The sequence below is a fragment of the Rathayibacter sp. PhB151 genome (assembly GCF_004366415.1).
Classification (GTDB): Bacteria; Actinomycetota; Actinomycetes; order Actinomycetales; family Microbacteriaceae; genus Rathayibacter; species Rathayibacter festucae.
This window is the reverse complement of the sequence record NZ_SOEN01000008.1, coordinates 50,097-61,444: the sequence shown is the minus strand read 5'-3', so window position 1 is coordinate 61,444 and position 11,348 is coordinate 50,097. Positions and strand designations below refer to the sequence as shown.

The window sequence follows — 11,348 nt, the reverse complement described above, 5'->3', positions numbered from 1 at the left end:
CCACGACGGGGGATGTGAATCCCGTCACCGCGGATCCCACCACCGCGGATCCCACCACCGCGGATCCCACCACCGCGGGCCTGAGCACCACGGAGGAGTCCCGGGATCGTCGAGCGTCAGCGCTCCGATCCGGGCGCGCTCAGACGCTCCTCCAGCAGGCTGTGCTGTCCGTAGCGGGAGCCGAGCGACCCGCCGGGCGTGCCCCCGATCACCGCGACCCGCAGGGCGTCGCCGGGCTTCGCGGGCTTCATCCTCAGGAACACCCGATCGCCCACGGACCAGCGGTCCGCGTAGTAGGCGGAACCGCAGTAGGTCTCGCCGATGTACTCGTCGTTCACCAGGACGACGATCCGGGTGCGCGTCCGGAAGAGCCCGGCCGACAGGTCGATCACCACATCCTGACCGTCCAGGTGGGCGTTGACGGTGGTGTCGACCTGATACACGGAGTAGTTCGTGGTGCAGAGGGTCGGGTCGGTCGCCGTCCCACCCGTGTCGCCCGCCGCCGTCGCCGGGGGCGCGGACGTGAGTCCGAGGAGTGCTGCGGCGATCACGCCGATGGTCGTGGTGCGGACGAGCTTCATCCTGTTCCTTTCGATCGGACTCTCGACCGGTCGGGGGAGGACGGCGGCCTCCCCTCGTCCTGGACGAGAGGGGGTCGTCCGATCCTGGCGGAGCGAGTGCTGAAGGACGTCGTCGCTGTCACGGACTGAGGTGGATGGCACAGAGCCTGCCCTCGGCGACCTCCCGACAGGGAGCCCCTCGGCGGCCACTCGAAGGGAAGCGATTCCGCCGCCCAGGACGAGAAGCGCCACGGACTTGAAGATGCCTCGGGGCGTCGGCGACAGTGGGCCCCGGTCATCGCGACCGCTCCCTCCGCCCCGCACCACGAAAGGAGACAGCCATGATGCCCACCGCCCTCGTTGCGATCTTCATCGCCTTCTTCGGCTCGCTCTAGCGAGTCGACCACGGGGACGCGCCTCTTCCGCCTGAGCAGTCGCCCCTCCCCGTCCTCGAGGCAGACCCCGGCCGTCCCGGCCGCACGTCCCGTCCCGCCCGTTGAAAGGAGTCGATGTGCTGCTCGCATTCTTCGCGTACCTCATCGCCATTCTCGCCTAGCCCGGTGGCGCCACCGCGGTCGTGGTCCAGCACCGGAATCGGTGACGGGTCACGACCGCGGGGATCCCGGCATCGGGATCCCCCGGCCGCGCATTCCGTCCGCCGCGCATTCCGTCCGTTCTGACGAGAGGAGCTGACATGGCCTTCTTCGCCCTGGCATTCAGCTGGCTGTTCAACCTCTGACGTGGCGCTCCTTTGAGCGAGGAGCTCGAGGGACGACGACCACGACCCGACCGGCAGGGGGAGGCGGTCCTATCTCCCCGCCTCCCCCTGCCCCACCCCGCACTGCTGAGACCGCGGTCGCGCAGTCTCATGCGAGGACGATCACCTTCCCCGCGATCCGGCCCGCGGCCGCCTCGGCGTGGACCGCCGGCAGCTCGGCCAGCGGCACCCGGCGGGTGACCTCCACGGTCAGCTCCCCCGCGTCGACCAGGGCGACCAGCTCGGCGAGCCGCTCGCGGTTCGGGAGCACGAAGACCGTCGCGGCCCGCACGCCGCGGGTCTCGTCACCCGGAGTCGACAGGAAGGCCGTCGTGCTGACGACGGCCCCGCCGTCCCGCACCGCGGCGACGAGAGCGGCGAACCGCTCCGGCTCGAGCGGCGCCAGGTTGAGCAGCACGTCGACCTGCTCGCCGAGAGCACCGAGGAATTCGGTCGTCGTGTGGTCCACGATCTCGTCGGCCCCCGCCGCACGGACGGCGTCGATGCTGCGTGGACTGGCGGTCGCCACGACGTGCACGCCGGCGCGCTTCGCGAGCTGCACGGCGTACTTCCCGACCACCCCGCCCGCGCCGACGATGAGGACCCGCTGCCCGGCCACGAGCCGGCCGTCGTCGAACAGTGCCTGCCAGGCGGTGAGCGCCACCGACGGCAGCGCGGCCGCGTCGGCGAGCGGAAGGCTCGTCGGAGCGGCGACCACGGCCTCGGTCGGCGCCAGCACGTACTCGGCGGCTCCCCCGTCCCGCTCCATCGGCAGGAATGCGACGACCGGATCGCCCACCGCTACTCCTTCGACACCGTCGCCGACGGCATCCACCGTTCCGGACACGTCGTAGCCGGGCACGTGCGGGAGCTCGACCGGGATCGGCAGGAAGCCGGCGCGCATCCCCGCGTCGGCCGCGTTGAAGGCCGAGGCGGCGACCCGGAGCCGCACCTGCCCGGCGCCCGGAACCGGAACCGGGATGTCGTCCCGGACGAGGACCTCGGGTCCACCCACCTCGTGGAATCGCATTGCCTGCATGATCGTCTCCCTCTCGTAGTTGCTTCCAATTCGAAGCACTGAGGCCATGCTAGCACTGCTTCCAATTCGAAGCAACGATAGGATCGGAGGCATGACGAAGCCCGCCCTGACCGCGACCCAGCTCTCGGCCTATCTGGCCTTCACCGAGGTGGGCAGCCTGCTGCGGCCCGCGGTCGAGCAGCAGCTGCGCGAGGCGGGCGACCTCAGCTATCTGCAGTTCCAGCTGCTGGCGCGACTCGGCGACGCCCCGGGCGGTCGACAGCGGATGACCGACCTCGCCGATGGCGTCGTCCACAGCCGCAGCGGCCTCACCTACCAGGCGCAGCTGCTCGAGCAGCGGGGACTGGTCACCCGTTCCCCGTCGCCGGACGACGAGCGCAGCACGGTCGTCGCGCTCACCGGCGCCGGGCGCGACGTCCTGGCCGCCGTCTTCCCGGGGCACATCGCGACCGTGCACGGTCTGCTGTTCGCACCTCTCACCGACGCGGACGCGGGCGAGCTGGCCCGCATCCTGGGGCGGGTCGGTGAGCACCTGCGGGCGGCTCCGCCGAGGTCGGCGCGGCGCCGACGGCCGAGAGCAGCGCCGGCGCCCGAGGCGACCGGCGGGTCCTAGAGCAGGCCGGTCAGCACGCCGCCGTCCGCGCGCAGGGCCGCACCGTTCGTCGCGGAGGCGCGCGGGCTGGCGAGGTAGGTGACGAGCGAGGCGATCTCGTCCGGCTCGAGGAAGCGCTCGACGAGCGAGGTCGCGTTGCCGCCGATGATCGCGGCGCGGAGGACGTCGACCGGCACGCCCTGCGCATCGGCGATGTCCTGGACGCTGCTCGCGACGCCGTCGGACCAGGTCGGGCCGCCGAGGACCGTGTTGACCGTGACTCCGGTGCCGCGGGTCAGCTTGGCCAGGCCGTTGCCGAGAGCCAGCATTCCCGCCTTGGTGACGCCGTAGTGCGTCATGTCGCCCGGCACGTCGACGCCGGACTCGCTGCTGACGAAGACGATGCGCCCCCAGCCCGACTCCAGCATCGGGTCGAGGACGTGCCGGGACAGGCGGACTCCGCTCAGCACGTTCACCGTGAAGTAGCGCAGCCACTGCTCGTCGGCGATCGCCGCGAAAGGGGCGACCTCGAACAGGCCGACGTTGTTGATCAGGACGTCCACCCGGCCCAGGAGGCCCAGGAGCCGGTCGACCGACTCCGCGTCGGCGAAGTCGGCGGCGAGGCCCGAGACGACAGCGCCCGGGACCTGCGCGCGCAGCCCCTCGACCGCTGCGCGGACTCCCGCCTCGCTGCGGCCGTTGACGACGACCTCGACGCCCTCCCGCAGCAGCGCGAGGGCGATGGCACGGCCGATGCCCTGCGTCGATCCGCTCACGAAGGCGCGCTTGCCGTCCAGTTCCAGGTCCATGCGGGTCGGGTCCTCTCCGTCGCAGCCGAATGCTTGCCTGGGAAACCATAGCTGAATCACTTTCCTGGTCAAGTGAAATCCGGCTACGCTCGGGGGATGCCCGATCCCGACGACTCCCCGCTCGACGGGGAGGACCTCGCGGCCTGGAGCGCGCTCGCGACCCTCCTCGAGTGGCTTCCCGCGGCGCTCGACGCGCAGCTGCTGAAGGACTCCGGCCTCAGCCACTTCGAGTACGGCGTCCTCTACGCCCTGGCCGCCGCGCCGGAGCGGACGCTGCGGATGAGCGCACTGGCCGGCTTCGCGAACAGCTCGCTGTCGCGGTTGTCGCGGGCGGTCTCGCGACTGGAGAAGCGCGGCTGGGTCGAGCGGCGGGCCGACCCGGAAGACGGGCGCACGACCCTCGCGACACTGACCGCGGCGGGACTCGCTCAGCAGGCGAGCGCGGCTCCGGGGCACGAGGCCCTGGTGCGCGACGTCGTCCTCGGACCGCTCAGCGAGCGGCAGCGCCGGGAGCTGCGCGGGATCGCCACGACCATCGCCGGCGCGCTCCGCCCGGACGGCTCGTGGTCGGCGCCGCGGGGCGGCCGTGCCGCGGGGTGAGCCCTCGCGGCGCGGCCGAACGGCGGCCTCACCGGGGCGTCACCAGGTGAACGTGTAGCCGGGAAGGTTGAAGACGCTCTGGTAGAACCACGCGACGGAGGGGTTCCCGGCGGGCATCTCCCCGGGGTAGCTCCGCTCCGCGAGGACCGTGCCCGAGGCGTCCTTCACCTGGAGGTCGACCTCGCGATCATCGCCCTGGAGGATGGTCTGCCACGCGGGACCACCGGGCTGGAGGAGCGGGGACACCTCCTTGAAGGAGTCGCCGTTGCCCTGCTGGTAGCGCACCTCGAGGTACGCGGCGCTCGGAGCCTGCGGGGGGTTCGTGAAGGTCAGCGTCCTCTTGGGGGCCGGGGTCGCGGCCGGGTCGACCACCCGGTACTCGACGGTCCGCTCCTCGACCGGGACGAGTCGGTAGCCGGGCGTCTCGAGGTCGCGCGCGGGTCCGGTCAGGAGCGCCGAGAGGTCGTGCGCGGGGGCCAGCGCGGCCGCGACCGGTCCGCTGCCCTCCGTCGGTGCCGCCGTCGCCGGGGCGGCGGACAGCCCTGCGAGCAAGGCCGCCGTCGAGCAGATCGCCGTCGTCTTCCAGAGTCTCATCGTGATCCCTTCTCTCGCCGCGCGCGGGAGGACCCGGTCGATCGGGTCACCGCTCGCGGACCGTGGATCCCACAGTCTGCGAGTGACGCGCCGGATCTCCCCAGTCCGCGTCGGAGAACGATCGGGATGGCACGGAACGGTGCGACCGGCGTCCGGTCGCCGGGCGCGTGGAGCACTCCCCGGCGGAGTCAGCTCACGACGATGCGGGTGAAGACGGTGCTCTCGTCGGGGGCCGCGTTCACGTAGGCGTAGCGGCGGGCGGTCGAGAAGGCGACGTGCTGCCCGGTCGCGAGCCGGAGGTCCGGCTCGCCCTCGCGCTCGAGCAGGAGCACACCCGCGGTGACGAGGAGGATCTCGTGCCAGCCGTCGGGATCGGGCTGCGCCTGGTAGCGGTCGCCGGGGCCGAGGGTCCAGGTCCAGAGCTGCGCCTCGGCGCGGGCCGGGACGGAGGCGAGCAGCACGGCGACGCTCCCCGCGTCCTCGCCGCGCCAGGCCACCTCGTCGATCGCCGTGGGAACGGAGCCGGGAGCGGAGACGAGGGCGGTGAAGCTGGAGCCGAGCGCGCTCGCGAGGCGGTCGACGCCGGTGAGGCTGATGTTCGCCTCGCCCGCCTCGACGTTGACGATCGTGCGCCGGCTGATGCCGGAGAGCTCGGCGAGCGCCGCCTGACTCAGCCCGGCGTCCAGCCGCGCCCGGCGGAGGTTGCTGCCGACGTGAGCGAGGACGGCGGAGGGCTCTGGCGTGCGCATCGTTCTGCACTCTATAGTGTGCAGAATGCTGCGCAACCGCCTTCTCTCCGCCGTCCGGTTCTCACGACCCGAGTGGGCGCTGATCGGCATCACGGCGCTCTGGGGCGGCACCTTCCTGGCGGTGCACGTGGCGATGCAGCACAGCGGTCCGCTCTTCTTCGTCGGGGTGCGGTTCCTGGCGGCGGGAGTCATCAGCGCGGTGGTCTTCCACCGATCGCTGCGCGGGATGCGGCGGATCGATCTCGGCGCGGGGGCCGCGATCGGGGTGATGATCGTCCTCGGCTACGGGCTGCAGACCTCCGGGCTGCAGACGATCCCGAGCAGCACCTCCGCCTTCCTCACCGCGCTCTACGTGCCGCTGGTGCCGCTGCTGCAGTGGGTCGTGCTGCGGAAGCGGCCCGGTGCCCTCACGCTGGTCGGCGTCGGGCTCGCGTTCGTCGGGCTGCTGCTGATCGCGGGGCCGCAGACGGGAGTGGGACTGGGCCCGGGCGAGCTGGCGACGCTGATCAGCACCCTCCCGATCGCCGCCGAGATCATCCTGATCAGCGCGTTCGCCGGCCGGGTCGACCTCGGGCGCGTGACCGTGGTGCAGCTCCTGGTCGCCGGGCTGCTCTCCTTCGCCGGCATGCCCTTCGCGGGCGAGGCGATCCCGGCGTTCTCCTGGGTCTGGCTGATCGCCGCCCTCGCCCTCGGGGCCAGCAGCTGCCTCATCCAGCTGACGATGAACTGGGCCCAGCGCTCCGTCTCGCCGACCCGCGCGACGATCATCTACTCCGCCGAGCCGGTCTGGGGCGGCGTGATCGGACGGCTCGCCGGCGACCGGCTGCCGGCGCTCGCGCTGGCGGGGGCGGCGCTGATCGTCGCGGGGACGCTGGTGAGCGAGCTGCGGCCTCGGCGGGCGGGCGGGGACGCGGCGGAGGTGGACGCGCAGGCACCGGAGGGGGCTCCGGAGGCGGCCGTTCCTGCCCCGGAGCGGCTGGACCGCACCTCCGGCTCGTGAGAACGCCTCCGGCTCTGTTCCACGAGTCGAACCTCGCGCCTCCTGACCTCCGGCTCGCAGAAGCACCCTCGGCTCGCCGGAATCCGCAGGTTCCGCGCGCCCGGGGCGGTTTCACGAGCCGAACCTCGGGCGCGACGAGCTACGGCTCGCAGGAACACCCGCGGCTCGCCGGATCCCGCAGATTCCACGTGCCCGGGGCGGCTTCACGAGCCGAACCTCCGACGCGACGAGCTCCGGCTCGCAGAAACACCTTCGGCTCGCCGGGAACCGCGGATTCCGCGTGCCCGGGGCGGTTTCACGAGCCGAACCTCGGCGCGACGAGCTCCGGCTCGCAGAAACAGCTTCGGCTCGCCGGAACCCGCCGATTTCGCGTGCCCGGAGCGGTTTGACGAGCCGAACCTTCGGCGCGACGAGCTCCGGCTCGCAGAAACACCTTCGGCTCGCCGGAATCCGCCGATTCCGCGTGCCGGACGCGGTTCCGCGTGCCGGACGTCGGACGGAGCGACCGCATGCCCAGCAGAGCCAGGCCGGCGGACGACCAGACCCCGGGACTGGCCCGCGGGCAGGAAGTTAGGTTAGGTTAACCTTCGCAACCCCGTCACCCCCTCCGAAGGATCGCCGTGCCCGTCTCCCGCATCCCCCTCCGCCGCACGCCTCTGCGCGTCTCCGCCGTCGCCGCGCTCGGGCTCTCCGCCCTGCTGCTGACCGGCTGCTCCGCGGGGGCCGACGCCGCCGGCACCGACGGAGGCACCGACGCCGCCGCGACCGGCGCGGGCTTCCCCGTCACCGTCGAGCACGCCTTCGGCGAGACGACCGTCGAGTCGGCGGACCGCGTGGTCGCGACCAGCTGGACCAACCAGGACGTGGCGCTCGCCCTCGGCGTGACCCCGGTCGGCTTCGCGAAGGCGTCCTACGGCGACGAGGACGGTGACGGCCTGCTCGCCTGGACCAAGGAGGCGCTCGACGCGAGCGGCGCCGAGACGCCGACCCTCTTCGACGAGACCGACGGCGTGCCGTTCGAGGCGATCTCCGACCTCACCCCCGACGTGATCCTCTCCGCCTACTCCGGCCTCACGCAGCAGGACTACGACACCCTCAGCCAGATCGCCCCGACCGTCGCCTACCCCGGTCTGCCCTGGGCGACCACCTGGCAGGACTCCGCGAAGCTCGACGGCGAGGCGCTCGGACTGGGCGACGAGGCCGAGGCGAAGGTCGCCGAGGTCGAGGGCGAGATCGACGCCGCCGTCGCCGCGAAGCCCTCGCTGGCCGGCAAGACCTTCACCTACGGCTGGTACGACCCGACCGACGCCAGCACCTTCACCTACTACACCGGCAACGACGCGCGCGTGAAGTTCGTCGAGGACCTCGGCCTCGAGCTCGCCCCGAGCGTCGTCTCGCTCACCGGCGACTCCGAGCTGTTCAGCGGCACGGTCAGCTCCGAGAACGCCGACCAGCTCGACGCCGACGTGCTCATTGTCTACGGCGACGACACCACCCTCGCGGCGCTGCAGGCCGACCCGCTGCTCTCCAAGATCCCCGCGGTCGCCCGCGGCTCGGTCTACGTCCTCACCGACGACTCCTCCGAGGCGATGGCGACCTCGTCGCCGAACCTGCTGAGCATCCCGTGGGTGCTCGACGAGTACACGACCGGCCTCGCGACCGCCGCCGACAAGGTGTCGTGACCGCCGAGGCCACGGCACCCCACCGGCGCCCCGGACGCGACGACACTCGCCTCCGGGGCGCCGGTGCGCGCTGGCGCGTCCCGGCGCTGATCGCCGTGCTCGCCGCGCTGGTCGTCGCGTCGGTGCTCTCGCTGGTCTACGGCTCGCGCGAGATCCCGCTCGGCGAGATCTGGCCGGCGCTCACCGCACCCGACCCGGACTCGATCGTCGACGCGGCGGTGCAGGGGCGCGTCCCGCGCACGGTCCTGGCGCTGCTCGTCGGCGCCGCGCTCGGGCTCGCCGGCGCGGTGATGCAGGGGATGACCCGCAACCCGCTCGCCGATCCGGGGATCCTGGGGCTGAACGCGGGCGCGTCCCTCGCGGTCGTGCTCGGGATCTCGACGGTCGGAGCGACGACGCTCCCCCAGTTCATCTGGCTCGCCTTCCTCGGCGCGGCGGCGGCCGGCGCCTTCGTCTACGCGGTCGCCTCGCTGGGTCGCGAGGGCGCCACTCCCCTCAAGCTCGCGCTCGCCGGCGCCGCGACCGCCGCGGCCCTCGCCTCGCTGATCAGCGCGGTGCTGCTCACCCAGGACGCGACGCTCAACCGCTTCCGGTTCTGGCAGGTCGGCGGAGTGGGCGGCGCCGAGTTCACGAGCATCGTCCAGGTCCTGCCGTTCCTCGCGGTCGGCGGTGCGCTCGCGATCGGCAGTGCTCGCGGGCTCGACGCCCTCGCTCTCGGCGACGACCTCGCCAAGGGGCTCGGCCGCCGCGTCGGCCGGACGCGCCTGGTCGCGGGGCTCGCCGCGGTGCTGCTCTGCGGAGCGGCGACCGCGATCGCGGGGCCGATCGGCTTCATCGGGCTCACCGTGCCGCATCTCGCGCGGCGGTTCACCGGGCCGTCGCACTCCTGGCTGCTCCCCTCCTCCGCACTGCTCGGCGCGCTGCTGCTCCTGGTCGCCGACGTGATCGGGCGGGTCGTCGCGCGACCGAGCGATGTGGAGGTGGGCATCGTCACCGCGCTGATCGGGGCGCCGGTGCTGATCGCGATCGTGCGCCGCTCGAAGGTGCGGGCCCTGTGAGCGCCGCCCCGTCGCTCCGCTCTTCTGCGGGTGCTCCCCCGCTCGGCGTCGCCGCGGGCCGTCGCCGCCGAGCCCGCCGCACCGCGCTGGGCTGCACCGTGCTCGCGCTGGTCGCCCTCGCGCTCGCCGTCGTGTCGCTCACCGTCGGCAGCACCGTCTACTCGCCGCTCGAGGTGCTGCGGGTGATGCTCGGCGAGACCGTGCCGGGCGCCTCCTTCACCGTCGGCACCCTGCGGCTGCCGCGCACGCTCACCGCCGCGCTGGTCGGCCTGGGCTTCGGGATGGGCGGCGTGATCTTCCAGACGATGCTGCGGAACGCGCTCGCCAGCCCGGACATCATCGGCATCACCTCGGGTGCGAGCGCGGCGGCGGTCGTCGCGATCGCGTTCTTCGGACTCTCGGGAGGCGCGGTCTCGGTGATCGCGGTCGCAGCGGCCCTCGTCACGGCGCTGCTGATCGCCCGGCTCGCCGACGGCAGCGGAGTGATCGGCGCCCGGCTGATCCTGATCGGCATCGGGATCGCCGCGATGCTGCAGAGCGTCATCGCCTACGTGCAGACGCGCGCGCAGTTCGAGGACGTGCAGGAGTCGCTGCGCTGGCTGACCGGGAGCCTCAACTCCGCGTCGTGGGCGGGGGTGCCGGCGCTCGCGCTGTCGATGCTGGTGCTCGTGCCGCTCGCGCTGCTGCTGGCCGGGCGGCTCTCGATGCTGCAGCTCGGCGACGAGTCGGCGACCGCGCTGGGCGTCGACGTGCGGCGCAGCCGCCTGGGGCTGCTCGCGGTGGCGGTGTGCCTCGTCGCGGTCGCGACCGCGGCCACCGGTCCGATCGCGTTCGTCGCCTTCGTCTCCGGGCCGATCGCGCGGCGGCTCGTGCCGGACGCGCGCGTGCCGCTGATCCCGTCCGCGCTGGTCGGGATCGTCGTCGTGCTCGCAGCGGACCTGGTCGCGCAGCACGTCGCCGGGCTCGCCTTCTCGGGCGCCCGCTTCCCCGTCGGAGTGGTGACGGGTGCGCTCGGCGCGCCGTTCCTGCTCTGGCTCCTCGCCCGCCGCAACCGCACCGGAGGATCACTGTGACCGCCCCGACCTTCCCCGTGGCCGCCGGTCACTCCACGCTGTCCGTCGACGGCGTGACGCTCGCCTACGACGAGCGCGTGGTCGTCGACGGGCTGTCGCTGACCGTGCCGACCGGGGCGATCAGCGTGATCGTCGGGGCGAACGCCTGCGGCAAGTCGACGCTGCTGCGCGCGATGGCGCGGCTGATCACGCCGAGCGCCGGGGCCGTGCTGCTCGACGGCGAGGCGATCCACCGGCTCCCGACGCGGCAGGTCGCGCAGCGGGTGGGGCTGCTGCCGCAGACGCCGATCGCGCCCGAGGGGATCGCCGTGGCGGATCTGGTGGCGCGCGGGCGGTACCCGCACCGCGGCTGGTTCGGGCGGGGCGCCTCCGCGGACGACGACGCGATCGTGGAGGACGCCCTGCGCGCGACCGGGACGCTGGAGATCGCGGACCGGCCGGTGGACGAGCTGTCCGGCGGGCAGCGGCAGCGGGTGTGGATCGCGCTGGCGCTCGCCCAGCGGACCGACGTGCTGCTGCTGGACGAGCCGACGACCTACCTCGACGTGTCGCACCAGGTCGAGGTGCTGGACCTGCTGACCGACCTCAACCGCGAGCGCGGCACGACGATCGTGATCGTGCTGCACGACCTGAATCTGGCGGCGCGGTACGCGGACCACCTCTTCGCGGTGCGGGCGGGCGCGCTGTACGCCTCGGGCACGCCGGCCGAGGTGGTGACCGCGGAGACGGTGCGCGCGGTCTTCGGCATGGAGTCGCGCGTGATCGCGGACCCGGTGTCCGGGACGCCGCTGGTGCTGCCGATCGGCCGGCACCACTCGAGTTGACGGGCCTCGAC

General features: G+C 73.0%; 12 protein-coding genes. 7 read left to right on the top strand and 5 right to left on the bottom strand.

What is annotated here, in order from left to right; translation table 11 throughout:
• Positions 1–116: 116 nt before the first annotated feature.
• The gene (locus EDF35_RS14050) at positions 117–581 is read right to left on the bottom strand and encodes a hypothetical protein (protein WP_123706451.1); all 465 of its coding nucleotides are present in this window, start codon (positions 579–581) and stop codon (positions 117–119) included.
• Between the two features lie 845 nt (positions 582–1,426).
• On the bottom strand, positions 1,427–2,356 hold the full coding sequence (locus EDF35_RS14045) for an NADP-dependent oxidoreductase (RefSeq protein ID WP_133962798.1): 930 nt from the start codon (positions 2,354–2,356) through the stop codon (positions 1,427–1,429).
• Positions 2,357–2,447: 91 nt separating this feature from the next.
• Between EDF35_RS14045 and EDF35_RS14040 the strand changes: the two genes are divergently transcribed.
• On the top strand, positions 2,448–2,969 hold the full coding sequence (locus EDF35_RS14040; RefSeq protein WP_123732602.1) for a MarR family transcriptional regulator: 522 nt from the start codon (positions 2,448–2,450) through the stop codon (positions 2,967–2,969).
• Here the strand turns inward: EDF35_RS14040 and EDF35_RS14035 are convergent.
• A complete protein-coding gene (locus EDF35_RS14035) occupies positions 2,966–3,757 on the bottom strand; it encodes an SDR family NAD(P)-dependent oxidoreductase (protein WP_133962797.1) in 792 nt (263 codons plus the stop codon). The two genes, EDF35_RS14040 and EDF35_RS14035, sit on opposite strands and share 4 nt — an antisense overlap.
• Before the next feature lie 96 nt (positions 3,758–3,853).
• Here EDF35_RS14035 and EDF35_RS14030 point away from each other — a divergent pair, with 96 nt between their 5' ends.
• Positions 3,854–4,357 (top strand): MarR family winged helix-turn-helix transcriptional regulator, encoded by a 504-nt coding sequence (locus tag EDF35_RS14030; protein ID WP_133962796.1) that lies wholly within the window; start codon positions 3,854–3,856, stop codon positions 4,355–4,357.
• A 39-nt stretch (positions 4,358–4,396) separates the two neighbouring features.
• On the opposite strand, the gene EDF35_RS14025 is transcribed toward EDF35_RS14030, so the two are convergent.
• Positions 4,397–4,951, bottom strand: a complete 555-nt coding sequence (locus tag EDF35_RS14025; RefSeq protein WP_123706446.1) for a hypothetical protein — start codon at positions 4,949–4,951, stop codon at positions 4,397–4,399.
• 188 nt (positions 4,952–5,139) lie between these two features.
• Positions 5,140–5,700 (bottom strand): helix-turn-helix transcriptional regulator, encoded by a 561-nt coding sequence (locus tag EDF35_RS14020; protein ID WP_133962795.1) that lies wholly within the window; start codon positions 5,698–5,700, stop codon positions 5,140–5,142.
• A 25-nt stretch (positions 5,701–5,725) separates the two neighbouring features.
• Here EDF35_RS14020 and EDF35_RS14015 point away from each other — a divergent pair, with 25 nt between their 5' ends.
• From EDF35_RS14015 to EDF35_RS13995, 5 genes are all read left to right on the top strand, one after another.
• Positions 5,726–6,700, top strand: a complete 975-nt coding sequence (locus tag EDF35_RS14015) for a DMT family transporter (RefSeq protein ID WP_133962794.1) — start codon at positions 5,726–5,728, stop codon at positions 6,698–6,700.
• Between the two features lie 620 nt (positions 6,701–7,320).
• Complete coding sequence (locus EDF35_RS14010; RefSeq protein WP_243839989.1) at positions 7,321–8,382, top strand: iron-siderophore ABC transporter substrate-binding protein; 1,062 nt, start codon at positions 7,321–7,323, stop codon at positions 8,380–8,382.
• A gap of 86 nt (positions 8,383–8,468) precedes the next feature.
• Positions 8,469–9,440: an iron chelate uptake ABC transporter family permease subunit gene (locus EDF35_RS14005; protein ID WP_243600765.1), complete on the top strand. Its 972-nt coding sequence runs from the start codon at positions 8,469–8,471 to the stop codon at positions 9,438–9,440.
• The gene (locus tag EDF35_RS14000; protein ID WP_133962792.1) at positions 9,437–10,513 is read left to right on the top strand and encodes an iron chelate uptake ABC transporter family permease subunit; all 1,077 of its coding nucleotides are present in this window, start codon (positions 9,437–9,439) and stop codon (positions 10,511–10,513) included. Before EDF35_RS14005 ends, EDF35_RS14000 begins: the two co-directional genes overlap by 4 nt.
• Positions 10,510–11,337 carry an ABC transporter ATP-binding protein gene (locus EDF35_RS13995; RefSeq protein ID WP_279587526.1) on the top strand — a complete coding sequence of 276 codons (828 nt, stop codon included), beginning with the start codon at positions 10,510–10,512 and terminating at the stop codon, positions 11,335–11,337. The genes EDF35_RS14000 and EDF35_RS13995 overlap by 4 nt, the downstream gene beginning before the upstream one ends.
• The last annotated feature ends 11 nt before the right edge of the window (positions 11,338–11,348 follow it).